Origin of the sequence: Actinorugispora endophytica (genome assembly GCF_004363075.1) — a bacterium.
GTDB lineage: Bacteria > Actinomycetota > Actinomycetes > Streptosporangiales > Streptosporangiaceae > Actinorugispora > Actinorugispora endophytica.
Genome location: NZ_SNYN01000016.1, coordinates 41,539 through 61,596, shown reverse-complemented (window position 1 = coordinate 61,596; position 20,058 = coordinate 41,539). Strand labels below are relative to the sequence as shown.

Here is a 20,058-nt window from a genome sequence, read left to right as displayed (position 1 = left end):
TGTCTTCGTCCGCCCGAACGCACACCCCGGTTCCGGACGCCGCCTTTCGAGAAGTCCGGCGGAATTCCCGTTTTCCCGGAGGCGGCGGAGAACGGCGTCCCGCCCGCCCCGGGGAAATCTCGGGGAAAAGCCGTCCAATGTCGGCCAAACCCGAGGGGGTGTTTTCCACAACCCCGTCACCGGACTTGCTTTGCCCGCCCGGATAACGCACCGTAGATCCGTGCCCAGCGACGATCCTTCGCCGAGCCGGACGACACGGACGGCGCGCCCGTCGTTAGCATGAGCACCGACAGACCGCTTGGCAGCCGGACCCCCGCGCACCGAGAAAGCCTTCCCAAGCGCCTCACCCCCTGGGAGCTCGTACCTTGTCCAGCGACCGTTCACGGTCCGCGAGCGTCGTGGCCCTGCTCGCCGACATCCCGAGCACGGGCCACCTCGGCGATGCCCAGGCGCGGCGCTTCCCCCTGGACGGAGACGACGTCGCCGCCCGGTCCGCCGACTTCATCGACTTCGCCGCGCACCACGTCTCCCAGGGCAGGAAGGTCGTCGCCCTCTACCCCGCGTGGCGGAGCGACCGGGCCGAACGTGCGATCCGGTTCGCCCGCGGGGCGCTGCGCACCGACTGCGTCGCGGCCGTCCCCATGGACCTGTCCCCGCTGGCGCTCTCGCTGCTCGCCGACCAGATGGCCTACCTCTCCCCGTACCTGCCCGCGGGCCTGGTCGCCGAGCTCGCCGACGAACTCCCCGGCCACGTCCTGGCGGGCGGCTGGCTCAGGAGCGTCGCCAACCTCTCCACCATCCCCATCTCCGTCCGGCAGCACGTGGGCTCCCTCGCGCCCAGGACCGTCTTCCTCGCCTTCTGCGCGCCGCACCAGCGCGTGGGCCGGGTCCGCAGGTCCGACCCCGCGCCGAACATCCCGTTCCGCCCGGTGAACCCGGTGCAGATCCTGGTCTCCGCGGGCGGGGACGCCGACCGGAGCGCCTTCGACGCGCAGTTCATGCCGGTCGTCGGCGCCACGGCGACGCGCGACCTGCCCGAGCAGCCGCTCGGCCCGGCCTACTGGGGGACCGCCAGGTACGTGGAGTTCGTGGTCTTCAGCGCCCACCAGGACGCCCTCACCCGGCCGGTCCGCGCCATCCGCTCCACCACCTGCGCGTGGTGCCGCGAGCGGGTCGCCGGACCGCACTGCCGGTTCTGCGGCGCCGCCAACCAGACCCCGGCCGGGCGCCCGCCCGCCTACGCCAAGGCCGCGCAGGTGCCCGCGCCCGCCGCCCCGCCCGCGCCGCCGCCCGGCCCGCCCGCCCAGGGCCCCCCGCCCCCGCCCGGCCCCGCCCCCCACGGCGGACCGCCGCCCGGGTACGGGGCCGACTCGGGCCCGAACAGCCGTCCGCCGGCCCCGCAGCACCCCGCCCCTCCTCCCGGCAGCGGCGCCGACACCGGCCGCACGCCGGGCTACCGCCCGACCCACCGCTGAACCGTCGGCGGCCCCGCCCCCTCCGCGACCGCCCGGTTAGAAATGGAGCGCCATGAACCCCCGTCAGAGACGCGGCGTTCTGCTCATGATCATCGCCGCGTTCGGCGCGATCGCCGTGTTCCTCACGGTCGTCTCGTACGTCAACACGCTGAACAGCGAGTTGGGCACCTACCGGACGGTCCTCCGGCTCACCCAGGACGTCGACCCCTACCAGCCGATCACCGAGGACATGATCGAGCCGTACGAGGTCCCCGCCCGGTACTTCGACGAGGAGGTCTTCCTGACGGACCTCGCCGACGCCGACGAGGCGCTCAGCACCCCCGGCAGCGAGGCCGTCTCCTCCACCTTCCTGCGGGAGGGCACGCTGCTGCAGACGAGCATGGTCATCCCCGCGCCCGCGCTGGAGAGCGGCGAGCGCGAGATCGCGATCATGATCAACGCCGAGACCGGTGTCGCGGGGAAGGTGGCCCGCCAGTCCCGGGTGGACATCTACGCGTCCTTCCAGCCCAACGACCAGACCGGCGCCTGCGCCATCCGGGTCCTCACCGACGTCGAGGTCCTGGACGTGGGCGACATCGGCGCGCAGATCGACGAGCAGACGGGCGGCACCAACTCCGTCGTCCCGGTCACCTTCCGGCTCACCCCCCAGCAGGCGCTGGAGCTCACCTACGCCGAGGCGTTCGCCTCACAGCTCCGCCTGGCCCTGATCAGCGCGCAGGGGTCCGGGACGCCCGGCGACGTCGACTTCTGCAGCGAGGACCAGATCGCGGCGATCGGCGGGCCCGGCGGCGACGCGCAGGAGAACGGCGGTGCCAACTGATGGACGCGCACACGAGGCGGGACGGCGACGGATGAGCACCTACCAGGTCCTGATCGGGGCCCCCAGCGACGAACTCGAGAACGCCCTCACGGCCCGCTTCGAGGAGCTCGCCGAGGCCGAGGTCGTGAGCGTGCACCGCTCGTCCCGCGAGGTCAGCGACACCGTGGGCAAGCTTCCCCACCTCGACGTGGTGCTGATCCACGAGGACCTCGGCCCGCTGCCGGTGCTCGACCTCGTCCGGGACATCTCCCGCAACCACCCCCAGCTCGCGGTCATCCTGATCGCGCACGAGATCGACCCCGACACCTTCACCAGCGCGATGGAGGCGGGCGCGCGCGGCCTGCTCCAGGCCGACGCCACGATCGAGCAGCTCGGCGCCCGCGTCGCCACCGCCGCCGAGTGGTCGCGCACCCTGCGCCGCCACCTGGAGGCCGCCTCACTCGACCTCCCCGTGTCCGGGCGCCGCGGCCAGATCATCACCCTGACCGGCGCCAAGGGCGGGGTGGGCACCACCACGACCGCGATCCACCTGTCCCGGGTCGCCGCGAAGGCCGGACGGGTGGTCTGCCTCGTCGACCTCGACCTGCAGTCCGGCGACATCCCCGGCTACTACGACCTCAAGCACCGCCGCAGCATCGTGGACCTGGTCGACGCCGCCGACGACATCAGCGCGGCGATGCTCGCGGACACCCTCTACGTCCACAACGACGGACCGCACATCCTGCTCGCCCCCGAGCACGGCGAGCACGGCGAGGACGTCACCGCGCGCGCGGCCCGCCAGATCCTGGGGGCGCTGCGCTCGCGCTACGACCTGGTGGTCGTGGACTGCGGCTCGTCCATCACCGACTCCACGGCCGTGGCGGTCGAACTGTCCGACACCGCGATCGTCCTGGTCAACCCCGACCTCCCCGCGCTGCGCGGAGCCCAGCGGCTCATCGCGATGTGGGAGCGGCTGCAGATCCGCGACGCCAAGAACGTCACCGCGCTGCTCATGCGGCACAGCCGCAGGAACGAGATCCAGCCGGACTTCGCCCGCAAACTGCTGGGCACCGACATGCTGCGCACGGCCGTGCCCGCCGCCTACCGCGCCCTGGAGGAGGCGTCCAACACGGGCATCCCCGGCAAGCTCACCGACGAGGGCCTCCTCAGGGCGTTCGGGCGGCTCGCCGGCGAACTGGGCATGCTCAGCGTCCCCGACGACGAGTCCGGCCCCTCCACGGACGAGGCCGCCGAGGCGATGATGGCGCAGACCCGCCGGTCCCGCGGCAACCGGGGCGACTCCGGCGCCTCGATCGTGGAGTTCGCCGCGCTCCTGCCGTTCCTGGGGCTGGCGCTCCTCCTGACCTGGCAGATCGTGCTCGTCGGCCTGACCGGCATGTACGCCTCGCACGCGGCGAACGAGGGCGCCCGCCAGGCGTCCCTCACCCCCAACGACCCCGAGCTGATCCTGGAGGAAGCCACCCGGCGGGTGCGCGCGCCCTGGGACGAGGAGGACGCCTTCACCCTCGAACAGGTCGTGGAGCAGGGGCAGGAGTACGTCCAGGTGACGATCGCGATGCCCGCGGTCCTCCCCGGCGTCGAAAGCCCCTGGGACATCAGCAGCCGGTCCCTGGTCCTGCGCGAGAGGTGACGGCATGATCAGACCCCCCCGCCGTCCGGCCCGCCGCCGTGACGACCGCGGCTCCCAGATCCTCGAATTCGCCGCCTACGTCCCGCTGTTCCTGCTGATGGCGGTGATCGCGCTCGAGGTGTTCTTCTCGTTCGTCGCCGTCGAGCAGGCCGAGAACGCCGCCCGCATCGGCGCGCGCGTCGCCGAGCAGACCGGCCCCGCCAACGCGGTGGGCGCCGTCCAGAACGCGCTACCCCCCTGGATGGACGACGCCGACATCCGCACCGGCTACACCGACGACCGCGGCGTCTTCGCCGAGGTCGCGATCAGCGTCCCCGTCGTCTTCGACATCGCCTCACTCGACTACACCGTGACCCGCCGGGTCGACATGGCCCTCTGACCTCCCTTCCCCTTCCCCGCACCTCCCAGGTAAGGCCCATGGCACTCAAAGACCGTCTCAACGAGGACCGACTCTCGGACCAGCACTCCGACCGCGGCAGCGTCGCCCACTGGCGCCAGCGCCTGCTGACCGAGATCAACCTCGACGACCTCGCCATGCTCAGCCTCGAACAGCGCCGCATCCGCCTGGAGAAGGTCGTCGGGCACCTCCTCTCCCGCGAGGGCCCGGTCCTGTCCGACCGCGAACGCGGCAACATGATCCGCCGCGTCGTGGACGAGGCCCTCGGCCTCGGCGTCCTCGAACCGCTCCTGGCCGACGAGAGCATCACCGAGATCATGGTCAACGGCCCCGACAACGTCTTCGTCGAGCGCCGGGGCCGGGTCGAGCGCATCGAGACCACCTTCGCCAGCGAGGAGCAGCTCTACCAGACCATCGACCGCATCGTCTCCACTGTGAACCGCCGCGTCGACGAGTCCAGCCCGATGGTCGACGCCCGGCTTCCCACCGGCGAGCGCGTCAACGTGATCATCCCCCCGCTGTCGCTGTCCGGCCCGATCATCACCATCCGGCGCTTCCCCAAGCCCTTCACCATCGAGCAGCTGGTCGCCGGGGGCAGCCTCGACGAGGCCACCGGCGTCCTGCTGTCCTCCCTGGTGCGGGCCCGGTTCAACGTGATCATCGCGGGCGGCACCGGCACCGGAAAGACCACGTTCCTGAACGCGCTGTCCGCGTTCGTGCCCTCCCACGAGCGCGTCGTCACCATCGAGGACTCCGCCGAACTCCAGCTCCAGCAGGAGCACGTGCTGCGCCTGGAGTCCCGGCCGCCCAACATCGAGGGCGCGGGCGCGATCACCATCCGCGACCTGGTCCGCAACTCGCTGCGGATGCGCCCCGACCGCATCATCGTCGGCGAGGTCCGCGGCGCCGAGACCCTCGACATGCTCCAGGCGATGAACACCGGCCACGACGGCTCGCTGGCCACCGTGCACGCCAACTCCGCCGAGGACGCCGTGCACCGCCTCCTGACGCTGGCCTCCATGAGCGAGGTCACCGTCCCGTTCGAGGCGATCCGGGACCAGGTCAACGCCGCGATCGACATCATCGTGCACCTGTCCCGGTACCCGGACGGGTCCCGGCGGGTGTCGGAGGTGTCGGTGGTGGCCTCCAGCCGGCGCGAGGAGTTCCGCCTCGACCCGCTGCTGCGCTTCGAGGCGCACCGCTACGAGGCGGACCGCAAGGTCACCGGCGTCTTCCACCGCTTCCCCCTGCCCAGGCACGTCGCCGCCCGTGTCTACGGCGCGGGCGAGACGGTCCCCGCGGCGTTCGGCGTCGTCAGGGCCTCGCACGCGGCGCCGTCCGCCGACGGCTCCCCCTATCCGGGAGGTTCGCTGTGAACCACACGCTCGTCATCCTGGTCCTCACGGCCGCCACCCTGGCCGTGGCCGTGTGGGGCCTCGTCGTCTACACGGACGGTGTGGCGCAGCGCCGCTTCCTGGCCTCGCGCAGCGTCCTGTCCGAGGTCGAGCGACGCGCCAACACCCCCATGGCCCGCCTGGACGTGTGGCTGCGCCGCACCGAACCGGGCCGCCAGGTCGAGGTCCGCCTGGCCAGGGCGGGCGTCCGGATGCGGGTGTCCGCCTTCGTTCTGCTCCTGGCGGGCACGGCCGCGGCCGCGGTCGTCCTGGTCTGGCAGATCCTCGCGCCCGTCCTCGGCGTCCTGGCCGCCGGGCTGGTGGGCTTCCTGTTCCTGGCCTACCTGCGCCAGCAGGAGGAGAAACGCAAGGAGGCGTTCACCGCCCAGCTCCCGGAACTGGCCCGGGTCCTGTCCAACGCGACCCAGGCCGGACTGGCGCTCCCCACCGCGATCGACATGGCCGCCGACGAACTGGACGACCCGGCCGGCTCGGAGCTGCGCCGCGTCGCCGAGTCGATGAAGGTCGGCCAGCCCTTCGAGGCCGCGATCAGCGACCTTCGGGAACGCATGCCCTCACGCGAGATCGGGGTCCTGATCTCCACCCTGCTGGTATCCGCCCGGTCGGGCGGCGCGCTGGTGACGGCGCTGCGCACGATCTCCGAGACCCTGGAGAACCGCAAGGAGACCCGGCGCGAGGTCCGCACGATCCTGAGCGAGACCACCAACACGGCGTGGGCGCTGCTCACGATGGGCGTCGGCTCGCTCTTCCTGCTGAACCTGATGATGCCCGGCACCGTGGGAAGGATGACCGAGAGCCCGACCGGGCTCGCGATCCTCGGCGTCTCGCTCTCCCTGTTCGCCATCGGCTTCGTGACGATCCGCCGCATGTCCCGGATCGACTTCTGACACCCGCCCGGCCCCGACCCCCTGGACAGCGCACAGAGCCTGGAGAGCAATGAACATCGTCCTCACCCCCCTGCTCGCCCTGCTGCTGGGGCTGGCCGGCGCGCTGTCCGTGGGCCTCTTCTTCTGGGGCGTCTACCTGATGACCCGGAAGAGCGACGTCGCCGGGGACTTCGTCATCGAACCCCCGAAGAAGAAGCAGGACGGCACCTTCGTCCTGCACCGCGTCACCGAACTGATCGGGCGCCCCTTCGGCCCCATGGTGATGGACTGGATCGGCGAGGAGCAGCAGGCCCGGATCCGGTTGCGCATCGATTCGGCCGGACGGCCCGAAGGGCTGACCGTGCGCCGCTACGCGCAGCGCAAGGCCGGGGAGGTGCTGCTCTACGGCGGCGTCGGGCTGTTCTTCCTCTTCGACGGCTCCCCCGTGTTCGCGGTGGTGATCCTGGCCTTCAGCCTCCTCACCGACATCTCCCTCTACAGCGCCAAGCAGCAGCGCCAGGACGAGATCCAGAAGCAGCTTCCCGACTTCCTGGACGTGCTCGCGGTGACCGTGGGCTCCGGCCTCGCCTTCCGCCAGGCCCTCTCACGGGTGGCCGACTCCATGCCGGGCGTCCTCGCCTCGGAGTTCCGCTTCGCACTGCACCAGATGGAGCTGGGCACCAGCAGGCGCGAGGCGTTCGGCGCGCTGCGCAGGCGGAACTCCAACGAGTCGCTCGGCCGGTTCGTCACCGCCCTCCAACAAGCCGAGGAGCTGGGGGCCCCGCTCTCCCAGACACTGCAGAGCATCGGCCAGGACATGCGCCGCGAGGACGCCCAGTACCTGCGCCGCCGCGCCCAGAGGCTCAACCCCCGGGTGACCGGCGTCACCGCGGCGACCATGCTGCCGGGCCTGCTGCTGCTCATCGGAGGCGGGATGTTCATCGGCTCCGACATCGACCTGTCGGCCATCTTCGGGTGAGCCCGTGACCGCGACCGGGAACACCTCACCCGACCGGCTGACCGGGCTGGTGCAGCTGCTCATCCAGCTGCGCTTCCTCCTCACCGGCATCGCGCTCCTACTGCTCCCCGCCGACCGCCTCTCGGTGGAGACCGTCGTCATGCTGGTCAGCTACGCGGTGCTCTCCGGCCTCCTCGCCCGGTACTGGGAACGGCTCTCCCCCCACCTGTTCCGCCACCCGCTGCTGGTCATCGCCGACATCCTGGTCGCCTCGGCGATCCTCGCGGTGGACGGGCCATCCGGGGCCTTCTTCCTCGCCACCGTGCTCACCAGCACCACGGCGGGGGCGCTGTACGGGGTCAAGGGCATCGTCGGGGTCTCCGCCCTGCAGGTCCTCGGCTACCTTGCGGCGCTCCTCACGTACCTGGGGATGCTGGGGAGCCCCGTCGCGGTCACCCTGGCGGACTTCCAGGTCCTCCTCGTCCAGCCCCTGCTCTACCCGGTCGCCGGGTACATCGGCCTGCGGCTGCGCGGGCTCCTCGTCGAACTTGCGCTGGAGCAGGAGAGGCGCCGCGCGGCCGAACGCGCGGCGGCCGCGGCCGAGGAGCGCTCCCGGCTGGCCCGGGACATGCACGACTCCGTGGCCAAGACCCTGCGCGGCGCCGCCATGGCGGCCCAGGCCCTGCCCCTCTGGCTGGAGAAGAACCCCGAACGCGCGGCGGCCACCGCCGCGCAGGTGGTCAACGCCGCCGAGACCGCCGCGCAGGAGGCCCGCGAACTCATCTCCGACCTGCGAGAGGACGCGTCCGGCGTCCCCATCGCGGACACCGTCGCCGAGGTGCTGCGCGCGTGGTCCGAGGAGACCGGCGTGGAGAGCAGGTTCCGCGCCTGCGGCGCACCGCTGCCGCTGCTCGTGACGGCCCGCCACGAGACCATCGCCGTCCTGCGCGAATCCCTCACCAACATCGACCGCCACGCCGCCGCCGGAACCGTCACCGTGGAACTCGCCGCCGAGTCCCGGCACCTGGCCGTCACCATCCGCGACGACGGCCGCGGCTTCGACCCCGCGGCACCCGCCCCGGGCCACTACGGCCTGGTCGGCATGCGCGAACGCGCGGCCCGCGCCGGGGGCACCCTCGCCGTCTCCTCCAGCCCCGGAGAGGGAACCACCTTGACGCTGCGCGTCCCGTTGGCCGACGCTTCCCGAGGGGACTCGGAATGACCCTTTCCGGCCCCGCTCAGAGAAAGCCCTCCTCCCCCATGCCACCGATCACCGTCCTCGCCGTCGACGACAACATCATCGTCCGCGCCGGCCTCATCTCCCTCCTCGAAGCCTCCGACGGCATCCGGGTCATCGGTGAGGCGGGCGACGGCGCCCAGGCCATCGAACAGACCCGGGCACTCGAACCCGACGTCGTCCTCCTCGACGTCCGCATGCCGGTCCGAGACGGTGTCAGCTCGGTCGAGGAGCTCGCCGAACTCACCAAGGTCGTCATGCTCACCCACACCGAGGACCCGGAGGTCATCGAAACCGCCCTGCGAAGGGGAGCCAGCGGCTACCTCGTGCACGGCCACTTCACCCTGGACGAACTGGAGCGCGCCCTGCGCGAGGTCGTCCACGGCAACGGCAGCCCGCTCTCACCGATCGCGGCCACGGCCCTGCTGGCCTCCATGCGCTCCGCCCCGACCGCCCCCGCCCCGCCCCGACCCACCGACCTGGGTCTGACCGACCGGGAAGCCGAAGTCCTCGCCGCGATCGCCCGGGGCCTTCCCAACGCGGCCATCGCCAAGGACCTCTTCCTGTCCGAGAAAACCGTGAAAAACCACATCAACCGCATCTTCCGAAAGCTCAACGTGAGCACCCGGGCCGCCGCGATAGCGCGATGGAACGGCCACGGAGAGGCCCCGGGAGAGAGGACCACCGGGTGAGACCCGCACCCGCTCGGCTAGGCCCTCCACTTTGGGCCTGCGGGCCCTACCTGCCCGCTCAGGCGTTCTCTAGATTGATACTCGTCGCCAGGCCGTCACGGACATCGGGGCCCGTCCCAGCCCCAAGGAGGAAGCCATGCAGAACCCGCTGATCCCCCTCTACGTCAAAGCCAAATTCGGTATCGTCAACCGGGTGAGCACCCCGCGCAACCACGACGACCGAGGAGCGGGTTTCGTGGAATACGCCGCCGTAATCGTCCTTGTCGCGGCAATCGCCGGAGCGATTTTCGCCACCAACATCGGCCAGACGATCGCAGGTAGCCTAACTGCCACGGTCGCGCAGATCCTTGGCGGAGGCGGCGTCACACCAGTCGACCCCACGGTCCCCTAATTTCCAATCCCCTCATTCGGATCTCGATCCTCTCGGACGGTCCTTCCCACATGAAGTCTCGATCCCGAGTATTCCCAGCCGACGAGCGAGGACAGGCAAACCTGTTCCTGCTCGTCGGCTTGACGCTGTCCCTGCTCGCCTTGACCCTCCTCTTTATCCGACTGGGCGACGCCAACCAGTGGCGCAGCAGAGTGCAGACCGCGGCCGACTCCGCCGCGCTGGCGGCGGTGACCGTGGCCCGCGACAACGCGGCCGAGATGCTGGCCCGGAACCAGATCCCGGTCTCCCCGCTCTACGAGCCCGCGCTCGGGCGCACCACGGCGGAGAGGTACGCCCAGAAGAACGGCGCGGTCCTGGAGAGCATCCGGGCCAGCGACGACACCATGGGGCAAATCGGCAACTATGTCCGGGTGGAGGTCAGCGGCGCGAACTGCCGACAGGAACTACAGGAGGATCGCGGCCGGGAATGGTCGGACCTGGTCTGCCCTCCCGAGGAGGAGAGAGAAGACGAGGAGGGCCTTGTCAGCGTGGGCAACGCCTCCGCGATCGCCGAAATGGTCATCCCGAACTGTGACTACGTCTTCGGCGTCGAGTACCAGATCGTCGGTGTCGAGTGCGAGGGTCAGGTCATCCAGAGCGTTCAGCACGCCCGACAGGTCATCGAAATCCGACTTGTCAGCGAGGAGGGCCAGTACCTCTACAAGCCTCTCGGCACAAGCGATCAGCCCTCGGAACCATCTCCCTCACCATCCCAATAGCAAACGTATTAACGGATATCAGCTTCACTTGAAAATTTAATACATTTTGCTCTGATCTGGTTCTACCGTTCTCGCTCTCCCCGATCACCCTCTGTAGACCTCATTCGCGCCAGTTGGCTAAGCTGACGACCCGATGCGTACCCGATTGGAAGGCTGCACCGTGGATCGACCGCCCCCTGCCTCCGGTTTCCTCCGTGTGGCCAGGCTGTGCCTGCCGATCGCACTGGGCACAACCTTGCTTTCCTCATGCGTGTCCGCTCCGAGTGATCCGAGTGCCCCTTCTCCATCGGAAGACACTGCGGGGAACGGTTCTGAAGCACCCTCCGACGGCAAGCAAGCCATCGCCACGTCGCTCTACAGCGCCAGTGCCGAGGGAAGCAACCTAAGGTTCGATATCTTCTCGCTGGAGCGCCACAGTGACGAGATGGTCGTGCTGAGCATGGCTGTAACCAATGACGGAACCGAAAACGCCCAGGTTATGCACAGCCTTACCGAGCTCGGAGGCCAGGCGAGCTCACCCGACGGGGTTTCCCTGATCGACACGGCGAACCAGAAGCGCTACATGCCGCTGAAACTCACCGACGGCAAGACCTGCCACTGCTCATCTTGGGCAGGAAGTGAGTCCTTGCCCCCCGGTGGCACCATTGAAACCTGGGTCGCGTTCCCGGCTCCCCCCTCTGGCACCGATCAGGTGGTTGTCACCACCCCAGTGACCCCAGACTTCCTGGATATTCCGATAACCGAGGCAGTCACCGTCAACAACGACATCGCCAACGCACCGGTGGGGGAGCCTCGTATCCTCGACATCAGGGCTTTCGAGGACGATATCGACAGTGGATCATCGAGGTCGGATTCTGGCGATGAGGCCCAGGTACTCCTCTCGTCCGACGTCCTCTTCGAATTGAACCAGTCGGAGCTGACATCCGAAGCCGACGGAGCTCTGGAAGCTGTTGCCGAAGAGATTAACGCATCCTCTGCCACCATTGTGCAGATCGACGGCTATACCGACAACAGCGGAAACGACGCCATCAATATCCCTCTTTCAAATGACCGCGCAATAGCCGTGAAACAAAGGCTCGAAGAACTCATCACCCGCGAGGGAGTCTCCTTTGAAGTAGCTGGCCACGGATCCAGCAATCCCATAGGTGACAACACAACAGAAGAAGGCCGAGAGAAGAACCGACGCGTCACTATAACCTTCGCAAAATAGAGGACTCCGTGTTCCAACAAAACCTATCTCGCCTTGCAGCAATCTCCCTGACAGGAGTCATGACTGCAGCGCTACTGACCAACTCTTTTGCATACGCCAGCGAAAATGAACAACCAAGCGAATCGACATCTCCCTCAAATTCTTCAAACCTTCCCTCTATCGGCTCCAGCCAAGCTAGCAATAGCACATGGGAAGGCGCGATTATTGAAATCAGAGAACTCAAACGCAACGAAACAGGAGACTACGCCCTCCTTATTTGGACACTTCAAAACAACAGCAATGCGGACATCAGCCTAGGATTTTTGGAAAATAAGACCTATATTTATCCTGGATCTTCTACAGGAAGCGGCTTGGTATTAATTGATGAATCCCAAGGAATCCGCTTCAACCCTTACATCGATTCAGATCAGGATTGCGTCTGCGCAGGAGCAGATCATAATCCGACAATGTTCCATCTACTCACTTCTCCTGGCTTCCAGAACACTTATTGGGCTTCTTATCGGCTCCCCAAAGAAACCAATGAGGTAACCGTAGAAATCCCCGGGTTCCTCCCGATCAAGGATGTCCCTGTCAGCTGACCTGCCTGAAAGACAAGGAGCTTTCTGGTGGCGAGACCCCCGACGAAACACCCCTATTCCCGACTTCGAGACGATCGCGGTGCCTCCTTCGTCGAGGTCGCGGTCGTGACGATGCTGGCGGCCAGCATCATCACCGCGGTTCTCCAGTCCCCCGTTCAGGACACCTTCCACGACAACGTCCGCGAGATGACCTGTCTCGTGGAGGGGCCCGAGTGCGGTGGCGAGACCTGGACCGACGTCCAGCGTCCCGAGGAGCCCGAGGAGTACGAGTTCACCTTCGCCGGGCACTACGGCGGAGAGGTCCTCGGAGAAGGCGACGCCAAGGTCGCCATCCAATGGGCGCTGTCCAAGCAGGGACTGCCCTACGTCTGGGGTGGCACCGGACCGCACGGGTACGACTGCTCCGGTCTCGTCCAGGGCGCCTGGGCAGCCGCAGGCGTGCAGATCCCCCGCACCACGTGGCCCCAGCACGCGGCGCTGGCCCCGGTGTCCAAGGCCGAACTGATTCCGGGGGACCTGATCTTCTTCCAGACCATCCCCGGCCCCCCTCCCACCCACGTCGGCATGTACATCGGCAATAACATGATGGTGCACGCCGGGAACCCGGTGAACGTCACTCAGGTGCTCGGCAACCCCTACTGGGAGTCCCGTTGGGTGGGCGCCGGCCGAGTCCCGCAGAAGGCGGCCTGACCCCTTTCGGAGACCCCCACTGGACATGTGCTTCCTCCGCGTCCGCACCGCCACCGCGGCGATCCTGCTCGCCGCCGCGGCGGGCTGCGCGTCCTCCGGTGGGACCACCGGAGCGGACGCGTCCGCCGAACCGCTGTCCCCCGAAGCCCGACTCGTCAGGGATCTCGGATGCACCAGCTGCTCCGACGACGTCCACGTGGTCCCCGGTCTCACGTACGAGGACACCCCCGCCCGTCTGCTCGTCGCCCAGGCCGAACTCGAGGCGCATCCCGTCACCGGAGCGACCCGGACCACCCGGGTCTTCCTCCTGCGCGACAGCGACGACGAGGTTCTGGCCAGCAACATGAACGAGGCGCCGACCGGCTTCACCCCCCTCCCCCCGGCCGACTTCGACGACAGCTGGCACCTCGCCGAGGACGGCACGTTCTTCCTGCTCACCAGGTACAGCGGGGTGGCAGGGATGCAGCAGGTCTCCTGGTTGCGCCCCGACCTCCCCGAGAGCATCGAGGGCTTCGGGCTCGTCGGCCCCGCCACCGCCGGGCAGAGCCGTGTTGAGGCAGAGGACCTGGACGGCGACGGCAGCGTGGAGGTCGTCGGCTACCTGGGCGACGACAACCCGGAGTGGGCCCAGCGGTACGTGAAGTTCTTCCACCGGTTCGACCCGGACAGCGCGAGCTACCAACCGTGGCGCTGCTCGGAGAGCACCGACGGCGGGGCCTCGTACCCCGAACCGGTCACCATGTACGAGGCCCCCTGCTACGAGTTCGGCAGCGGCTTCCTCCCCTGGGAGGAAGGCGAGTAAAGGGGGCGAGGGCCGGAGCGGTCCCGTCAGGCCGAAGGAGGACCGGGGCGGCCCGCGTCCACGGAACCGGCTCCCGGCCCCGGGCAGGGAGCCTCCGCGAAGGAGACCGTGGGCCCGTAGGCCCCGTCGGGTTCGTCGGCCACCGTGACCACGATGTCCCGTTCGGGATAGCGGCGCTGCAGGACCCCCTGCCAGCACTCCCCTATGGCGTAGGCCAACCGGGTCAGGTTCTCCTCGCCGTAGGAGTCCACCGCGACGTTGGTGAAGACGTCGAACAACGAAGTCTGGTTGACCATCGCCTCGACCCGGCCGACGTCTCCGCCGAACTCCTCCATCCACCGGTCGACGGTCTCCGCACGGACCCCGGCGAGGAAGACCCCGCCGCGGTACTCGAAGGTCTGCGGGCAGAACAGCCACGCTGCCGCGACCACGTACGGGTACCCCGCCTCCTGGTCGATGAACGCCGTCGGGGTCAGGGTGTCCGACCCGCCCAACCCTTCGCGCCATTCACGCACGAACCCGGGATCGTCCCGGTCTCTCCAAATTGGTCGTCTGACACTCATGTCCGCAAGACTCATCCAGGAGGACACTTCTTCTTCAGCTCACGGTTTTTCCTGTCCTGCTCCCGCAGTGAATTCCAATGAGAATTTGGAAAATTAATGGAATATTCCAAATATGCAGGAAACGATTCTGCAATTTTATTCGACCTGCCATCTCCCTCAATATAGGACCAAACGTCCTCGTTGCCACTCTCGAAAAAGTACAGCTCGTACCCTTGATGAAGCGAAAAGAAAAAACGGTCTCGAGTCACAAGGCCCGGATCATCATCGCGGGAAAATTCTTCAGCATAATCATTGAAATCCAGACAGGAAGGATAATAGAAATCCGTCCCACGAAACAGATAGCCAGCCCTCCTGCCAAAGTGGCTCATAAATTTAACATAGGAATCCGGAACATCAACCTCACGCTTTGTCGAAAGCATCTCGGCGATCTCGCCGTCGCTGCACCCCTGAATCTCTTCAGAGGTAGCCACCCCCAGGTCGATCATCCTCTCCTTGAACCCGACATGGTCGAAAACCAGCTTCTCACTCATAGGTAACGACAACCTCGACGTTTGGAAATTCCTGTCGGAACTGTTGAATGATCCCTCCGGGATCACTACCCATTGGCTCACGACCACAGGAATTACACGGTGGACGCTCAGTGTAGAGGTGGATTTCTCCGGTTACATCCATCCGAGGAGATGTAATATTTCCATTAGCATCCCGAGGATTCAACTGATCCGCCAAGTGCTCCAGAATTTGACGTTCTGAATCATATTCGCGACTATTCCCAGGACTGCCGTCCCGTCTGACGTCACCCTTAGGAGCATAGCGAGGGTTTTCTGGCAGAGTCACGCTTCCAGGCCTGCCAGCCTGACCACTAACCCCCACCAACTGCCCTTCAGGCATGCCCTCGATATGGACGTCCGCAACTCCAACGTTTTTATTTCGACTAAGCGCCTGGCCCTCGTCAGCCCACTTCTCCCGCCATCTCTCTGCAGCTTCCCTGCCGGCAGGGATCTCAATCGGATGAGTTTCGCTGATGCACGGACCGGTGCTGCTGTTGTGGACGAGCGCTTCGACCCCGTCGACGGCGACGTGGTAGGTGTGCAGCCCTTCGACCGTGAGGTTGTGGACCTGCTGGTCGGGGACGGTTCTGACGTCGACCGCGCTCACCTGGGACCAGGTCCCCGCCGAGGTGCGTAGCCACTCCCCCGGTTCCAGGTCGGCGGCGTCGACCCATTCGGCGGCTTCCGGGGCCCAGAACGGGTGCTCGGCCGTCGCGGTGAACACGCCGCCCTGGCCGTCGGTGTCCTGCACCGTGACCTCGACGAGGGTCTTTTCGCCGTCGCTGGAGATCAGGTCCGTGACCTCGCGCGGTCCCTCCTTCGCGCTCACCTGGTCGAAGGCGTACACCAGGTCGCCGACCGCGACCTCCTCGATCGCCTCGTACGACCCGTCCGCCATCAGCACCAGCGTGCCCGGAACGAAACTGCTGCGCTGACACGACGGCGCGTCCGTCTCGTTGCCGCCCTCGCTGTCGCCCTCGCTGTCAGGGCTGTTGTCGCTGTCGGCGTCGGGGCGGTCCGGGGCGTCGGGAGTGTTGAGCTTGCCGAGTTTCCCGAGTTTGGCGGCCCAGCCCGCGCCCGGGATGAACCAGGAGCCGACGTCCCACGCTCCCAGCCCCAGGGAATCTCCGTAGTCGCCGTTCTTCCACGCCTCACGCGCCTCGGGGCTGATCAGCAGGCCGAGCGGGTCCTCAGTGACCCCCTCCCACATTCCGGTGACGGTGTCGACGGGGTTGGTGGTGAAGAGGTCGATGGCTCCTTCGACGTCCCCGGAGATTCCGTCCCAGACACCGCCGAAGAAGCCCCCGACGTGGTCCAGAGGCCCCTTGTCCTCATCGTCTCCGCCGTCGTCTCCGCCGTCGTCTCCACCACCGTCGTTGTCGGACGTGTCGGAGATCTGGACGACGTCACCTCGCTGTTCCGGAGGCACGCCCCCACCGGGGTCGGTATCCCCGTTCCCGTCCGCGATGTCCGGGCCATCGCCCGGTTCGCCTCCGTTGAAGATCGAGTCGATGCTGTCGTCGATGCTCGTGCGGACCTGGGCGCCGACGTCGGTGACCATGACGGCCGCGACGATGGCGGCCACCAGGACGATGACGGCCGCGTACTCGGTGAAGCCGGCGCCCTGTTCGGGATCGTGGATCCGGCGCAGCAACCCCCGGCCCCTCCCTCGCGGTCCTGGCGGCCGCGAGGAGCCGAAATGGGCGCGGGAGGCGGGACGGGTGACACCGATCAGCACCAGAACGGGGATGACCAGCTGCGTGAGCCCCTGGGGCATCCCGGCGGCCAGGTTCGACAGGGCCAGCAGGGCCAGCAGGGCGTGCAGGACGACGACCGCCCAGAACAGCCCTCGTCCTCCGGTCGGGAGGCGAAGGGCGAACACCAACTGCAGCACCCCGGGCAGCGCCACCCAGGTCATTCCCCCCAATGTCTCCCAACCGGTCCAGAACACCATGAGACCGGCCATGACCATGAGGAAGGTGATCCCGGCGCTGACGAACATCAGCAGCCGGGCGTTCCGCAACGCACGGGGGGTCTGGGGGGTCATGAGGCTCCGCTGTAACTGGCACACCGATGGGATGAAATGGCGAACCCCTTGAATCTAAAACGCCTTCCTTCATCCAGGGAAGGGCCCTGGGACCTAATGTGGGCCGTGGAGCAGGCGGTTCGGTTGTCCGCAGACGAGATGCCCCCCGTTCCGAGCCCGTGCGACGTGTCCCCGGTAGAACACCACGCCTTTGTTGATGATCTTGGCGTTGGCGTTCCAAAATCCTCAATTCTGGAACACCAACGCCAAGATCATCAACAGGAAAACAAGGCCCGATGAGCCCACTTCACAACCAAAAACCTTTGTTCAAACAAACGTGAACCAGCAAATGTCTATGAAATCGATCGAATTTTCACGTTCATCCATTTCCCTGGCAATCCGACGCAGAGTCTGCTCCTTGTCGGTAGCCCATGAAACGAACGGCGGCCCCGGCGGCGGAGTCAGGTCAATGGGGCGAATCCCGGCATCAAACATGTCCCCTATCAAATTCAACACCACCTTCCTACAGCACTCGCCAGAAGCTTCCGAGCCGACAAGAACCCTGGCAGCGCCCTCTATCGGATAAAAATTCAACCAATCAACCTTGGCATAATCCACCAGATAACCGAGTTCTTCTTGATATTTTTCGCGACTGAAACCCACCTAAGACTACTCCTCGGAATGCAATCTCTTCATCCCTAAATCCGAAAAACCAGAGAAATCGATAGTCGGATCATTCGAACCGCCTGAGCTACTGAAATTCCGGTAATTGATCTTCCCTCCTTCGACTTCCCAGACCTCAACCGTTCCCTTTCCCGGAACCTCCCGCACGGTGGGGTCTCCGTACTCCTCACGCAACCTCGCCCTAACATCCTGGAGCTCCTGCGGAGTGACGACCCGAACGCCCCTGCTGTTCTCCCAACCGATGAGACCACCGTTTTCGTCAGTAACGATGTCACGAATGGGAGTGCAACCATCATTGTGGACAAGTACCCCGACCCCGCCGACCGCGACGTAGTAGGTGTGCAGGTCCTCGACCGTGAGGTTGTGCACCTGCTGGTCGGGGACTGCTCGCGTCTCCACGGCGCTTACCTGGGCCCAGGTTCCCGCCGAGGTGCGCAGCCACTCTCCTGGTTCCAGGTCGACGGCGGCGACCCACTCGGCCCGCTCCACCGCCCAGAACGGGTGCTCGTCGGTGGCGGTGACCGTGCCGGCTTCGCCGGTGTCGTCGACGACGGTGATGTCGACGAGGGTCTTGGCGCCCCCGCCGGTGATCAGGTCGGTGACCACCCGGGGGCCTTCCTCGCCTGTGGCCGGGTCGAATGCCCACACCCGCTCACCCGCGTCAATGCCCTCGATGGCCCGGTAACCGCCGTCGGCCATCAGGACGAGTGTGCCCGGGACGAAGCTGTTGGCGCCGACCGGGCAGGAGACGCCGGGATTCTCGCCCTCCTCGGGCCGGCTTCTCGTCGCCCCCTCCTCGTCCCTCCCCGTGGTGTCGGGCGGGTCGTCGGCTCCGGCTTGGGGGTGGCTCCCCGGCCGGTCCGGGGCGCTCGGGGCGTCCGGGCCGCGTTTGAGGATGTCGAGGATCCGGCCGACCCTTCCCGGCCCCACCCAGCCGAGGACCTCCGACGCCACGTCCGCGGCGGCCCGTCCGTACTCGCCGTTCTCGACGTGCTCGCTCGCGCTCCCCCAGAGGCCCCGGGCGATCGCGAGCCCGTTGTAGGGGTTGTCCCAGACCGTGATCCGGAGACTCCCGCCGACGTAGGTGCCGATTCCGCCGAGGACGTCACCGGAGAGGAGCTGGTCCAGAGCCGCCCGCCTGTTCTCCGCGTACTCGTCCCGCATCGTCACGGCGGTGTCCACGACGCCGTCCATCATCGCGTCCATCGTGCCCAGCGGGTCGAGGACGCTCTCGATCGTTCCCACGAGGTTTTCCCTGGGGTGGTTCCACAGCAGGTCGGCGTAGTAGTCGCCCACCTGCTCACCGGTGAGGCTCCAGCCGTCCGCCACCCCTTTCGGGGTCCCTCTGGGGGTGTCGCCGCCCCTGCCTCCCCGTTCGGAACCGGCCGGCTCGCCCTCCTCCTCTCCGGAGGGCTCCCCCTGCCCGCCGCCCCGCTCCCGGCCAGGCTCCGGCCGGCCCGTCCCGGGATCTCCCCCGCCTCCCGGGGTGCCTTCACCCCCCAGCGCCAGGGCGACCGAGTCGTTCACCCCGTCCCGGACCGCCTCCGCGACACCGCTGGCGAACAGCACCCCGGCGATGGCCGCCACCAGGGCCATGACCGCCGCGTACTCGAGAATCGACGCGCCCCGTTCGGGGTCATGGATCCTTCGCAGCACCGAGAACTCACCGGCCTATCAGGGGGAACACAGAGCCGGATAAAGGTAACCAGGTCACTACGGAACGTATAAGGGCTTCCGGGCCCAAACCGATGGCCTGAAGTGGACACTCCGGCTGGGCCCGGGATTCGGGCCGGGGCGCCGGCTACGCCTCGGCGCGTCCGCCGAGAAAGTCCCGGGACGGTCTGCGCAGTACGAACACCAGGATCAGGACCGGGAAGAGCATCTGGGTCAGCCCCCTCGGTCCCTGGCCGAGCTCACCCAGCGAGAACAGGACGAACAGCGCCTGGAGGACGACGATCGACCAGAACAGCGGCCTGCCACCCTTGGGAATCCGCACCCCGAAGACGAGGGAGAGCACCCCGGGAACCAGGATCCAGGTCAGTTCCGCGAGCACCGAAGGGGTCAGGGGGAGGAAGGCGGCCCCGACGCAGAACACCGCGAGGGAGATTCCGGCGACCACGAACAGGAGCACGCGCGCGATCCTGAGGTCCTTGGGGGGCTTCCGGTACATGTGAGGGCTCCGGGGCTCGGTCGGGGGGCGGTCGGGGGGCGGTCGGGGGCGGTCTGGGTGACTGTACCGTGACTCTGTGGTGCGCAACCGGGGATTTCGGTCCCTGCGACGGAGATCCGTTCCCGGTGGCCGTTCCCGGCCAGTGGGC

At 67.3% G+C, this 20,058-nt stretch carries 21 protein-coding genes; 15 read left to right on the top strand and 6 right to left on the bottom strand.

The genetic code is table 11. The annotated features are described in order from the left end of the window. Positions 1-365: 365 nt before the first annotated feature. The 15 genes from EV190_RS16820 to EV190_RS16750 all read left to right on the top strand — a co-directional run bounded on the left by EV190_RS16820 (position 366) and on the right by EV190_RS16750 (position 13,919). On the top strand, positions 366-1,475 hold the full coding sequence (locus tag EV190_RS16820) for a hypothetical protein (RefSeq protein WP_243742624.1): 1,110 nt from the start codon (positions 366-368) through the stop codon (positions 1,473-1,475). A gap of 52 nt (positions 1,476-1,527) precedes the next feature. After that, positions 1,528-2,295, top strand: a complete 768-nt coding sequence (cpaB, locus tag EV190_RS16815; RefSeq protein ID WP_133742528.1) for a Flp pilus assembly protein CpaB — start codon at positions 1,528-1,530, stop codon at positions 2,293-2,295. A 31-nt stretch (positions 2,296-2,326) separates the two neighbouring features. Next, complete coding sequence (locus tag EV190_RS16810) at positions 2,327-3,925, top strand: AAA family ATPase (protein ID WP_133742527.1); 1,599 nt, start codon at positions 2,327-2,329, stop codon at positions 3,923-3,925. A 4-nt stretch (positions 3,926-3,929) separates the two neighbouring features. Next, positions 3,930-4,304, top strand: a complete 375-nt coding sequence (locus EV190_RS16805; RefSeq protein ID WP_133742526.1) for a TadE family protein — start codon at positions 3,930-3,932, stop codon at positions 4,302-4,304. A 38-nt stretch (positions 4,305-4,342) separates the two neighbouring features. Continuing rightward, entirely contained in the window at positions 4,343-5,698 is a 1,356-nt protein-coding gene (locus tag EV190_RS16800) for a CpaF family protein (RefSeq protein WP_133742525.1), read from the top strand. After that, a complete protein-coding gene (locus EV190_RS16795) occupies positions 5,695-6,624 on the top strand; it encodes a type II secretion system F family protein (protein WP_133742524.1) in 930 nt (309 codons plus the stop codon). Before EV190_RS16800 ends, EV190_RS16795 begins: the two co-directional genes overlap by 4 nt. Before the next feature lie 49 nt (positions 6,625-6,673). Beyond that, the gene (locus EV190_RS16790) at positions 6,674-7,582 is read left to right on the top strand and encodes a DUF5936 domain-containing protein (RefSeq protein WP_133742523.1); all 909 of its coding nucleotides are present in this window, start codon (positions 6,674-6,676) and stop codon (positions 7,580-7,582) included. Between the two features lie 4 nt (positions 7,583-7,586). Further along, positions 7,587-8,783, top strand: coding sequence for a sensor histidine kinase (locus tag EV190_RS16785; RefSeq protein WP_243742623.1), 1,197 nt, complete (start codon positions 7,587-7,589; stop codon positions 8,781-8,783). 38 nt (positions 8,784-8,821) lie between these two features. Then, a complete protein-coding gene (locus EV190_RS16780; RefSeq protein WP_133742522.1) occupies positions 8,822-9,490 on the top strand; it encodes a response regulator in 669 nt (222 codons plus the stop codon). Positions 9,491-9,626: 136 nt separating this feature from the next. After that, positions 9,627-9,881, top strand: a complete 255-nt coding sequence (locus EV190_RS16775) for a hypothetical protein (RefSeq protein ID WP_133742521.1) — start codon at positions 9,627-9,629, stop codon at positions 9,879-9,881. 50 nt (positions 9,882-9,931) lie between these two features. After that, positions 9,932-10,639 carry a pilus assembly protein TadG-related protein gene (locus EV190_RS16770; protein WP_133742520.1) on the top strand — a complete coding sequence of 236 codons (708 nt, stop codon included), beginning with the start codon at positions 9,932-9,934 and terminating at the stop codon, positions 10,637-10,639. 196 nt (positions 10,640-10,835) lie between these two features. Then, positions 10,836-11,849, top strand: coding sequence for an OmpA family protein (locus EV190_RS16765; protein ID WP_243742622.1), 1,014 nt, complete (start codon positions 10,836-10,838; stop codon positions 11,847-11,849). Between the two features lie 59 nt (positions 11,850-11,908). Beyond that, positions 11,909-12,427: a hypothetical protein gene (locus tag EV190_RS16760; RefSeq protein WP_133742519.1), complete on the top strand. Its 519-nt coding sequence runs from the start codon at positions 11,909-11,911 to the stop codon at positions 12,425-12,427. 27 nt (positions 12,428-12,454) lie between these two features. Next, complete coding sequence (locus tag EV190_RS16755; RefSeq protein WP_243742621.1) at positions 12,455-13,117, top strand: C40 family peptidase; 663 nt, start codon at positions 12,455-12,457, stop codon at positions 13,115-13,117. A gap of 25 nt (positions 13,118-13,142) precedes the next feature. Then, positions 13,143-13,919 (top strand): hypothetical protein, encoded by a 777-nt coding sequence (locus tag EV190_RS16750; RefSeq protein ID WP_133742518.1) that lies wholly within the window; start codon positions 13,143-13,145, stop codon positions 13,917-13,919. A gap of 26 nt (positions 13,920-13,945) precedes the next feature. On the opposite strand, the gene EV190_RS16745 is transcribed toward EV190_RS16750, so the two are convergent. The 6 genes from EV190_RS16745 to EV190_RS16720 form a co-directional block, all read right to left on the bottom strand. Further along, a complete protein-coding gene (locus EV190_RS16745) occupies positions 13,946-14,434 on the bottom strand; it encodes a hypothetical protein (RefSeq protein WP_208113215.1) in 489 nt (162 codons plus the stop codon). A 59-nt stretch (positions 14,435-14,493) separates the two neighbouring features. Next, positions 14,494-15,012 (bottom strand): SMI1/KNR4 family protein, encoded by a 519-nt coding sequence (locus tag EV190_RS16740; RefSeq protein WP_133742516.1) that lies wholly within the window; start codon positions 15,010-15,012, stop codon positions 14,494-14,496. Further along, positions 15,005-17,032, bottom strand: coding sequence for a polymorphic toxin-type HINT domain-containing protein (locus EV190_RS16735; protein ID WP_243742620.1), 2,028 nt, complete (start codon positions 17,030-17,032; stop codon positions 15,005-15,007). Before EV190_RS16735 ends, EV190_RS16740 begins: the two co-directional genes overlap by 8 nt. A 351-nt stretch (positions 17,033-17,383) precedes the next feature. After that, positions 17,384-17,719 (bottom strand): hypothetical protein, encoded by a 336-nt coding sequence (locus tag EV190_RS16730; RefSeq protein ID WP_133742515.1) that lies wholly within the window; start codon positions 17,717-17,719, stop codon positions 17,384-17,386. A 6-nt stretch (positions 17,720-17,725) separates the two neighbouring features. Next, entirely contained in the window at positions 17,726-19,036 is a 1,311-nt protein-coding gene (locus tag EV190_RS16725; RefSeq protein WP_133742514.1) for a polymorphic toxin-type HINT domain-containing protein, read from the bottom strand. 505 nt (positions 19,037-19,541) lie between these two features. Next, positions 19,542-19,910 (bottom strand): hypothetical protein, encoded by a 369-nt coding sequence (locus EV190_RS16720; RefSeq protein ID WP_133742513.1) that lies wholly within the window; start codon positions 19,908-19,910, stop codon positions 19,542-19,544. Positions 19,911-20,058 lie beyond the last annotated feature (148 nt).

Excerpts from the sequence above, each read along its gene's own strand:
- cpaB (WP_133742528.1), top strand. The coding sequence starts at position 1,528 with ATGAACCCCCGTCAGAGACGCGGCGTTCTGCTCATGATCATCGCCGCG.
- EV190_RS16810 (WP_133742527.1), top strand. The coding sequence starts at position 2,327 with ATGAGCACCTACCAGGTCCTGATCGGGGCCCCCAGCGACGAACTCGAG.
- EV190_RS16805 (WP_133742526.1), top strand. The coding sequence starts at position 3,930 with ATGATCAGACCCCCCCGCCGTCCGGCCCGCCGCCGTGACGACCGCGGC.
- EV190_RS16800 (WP_133742525.1), top strand. The coding sequence starts at position 4,343 with ATGGCACTCAAAGACCGTCTCAACGAGGACCGACTCTCGGACCAGCAC.
- EV190_RS16790 (WP_133742523.1), top strand. The coding sequence starts at position 6,674 with ATGAACATCGTCCTCACCCCCCTGCTCGCCCTGCTGCTGGGGCTGGCC.
- EV190_RS16780 (WP_133742522.1), top strand. The coding sequence starts at position 8,822 with ATGCCACCGATCACCGTCCTCGCCGTCGACGACAACATCATCGTCCGC.
- EV190_RS16775 (WP_133742521.1), top strand. The coding sequence starts at position 9,627 with ATGCAGAACCCGCTGATCCCCCTCTACGTCAAAGCCAAATTCGGTATC.
- EV190_RS16770 (WP_133742520.1), top strand. The coding sequence starts at position 9,932 with ATGAAGTCTCGATCCCGAGTATTCCCAGCCGACGAGCGAGGACAGGCA.
- EV190_RS16760 (WP_133742519.1), top strand. The coding sequence starts at position 11,909 with ATGACTGCAGCGCTACTGACCAACTCTTTTGCATACGCCAGCGAAAAT.
- EV190_RS16750 (WP_133742518.1), top strand. The coding sequence starts at position 13,143 with ATGTGCTTCCTCCGCGTCCGCACCGCCACCGCGGCGATCCTGCTCGCC.
- EV190_RS16740 (WP_133742516.1), bottom strand. The coding sequence starts at position 15,012 with ATGAGTGAGAAGCTGGTTTTCGACCATGTCGGGTTCAAGGAGAGGATG.
- EV190_RS16735 (WP_243742620.1), bottom strand. The coding sequence starts at position 17,032 with ATGTTCGTCAGCGCCGGGATCACCTTCCTCATGGTCATGGCCGGTCTC.
- EV190_RS16720 (WP_133742513.1), bottom strand. The coding sequence starts at position 19,910 with ATGTACCGGAAGCCCCCCAAGGACCTCAGGATCGCGCGCGTGCTCCTG.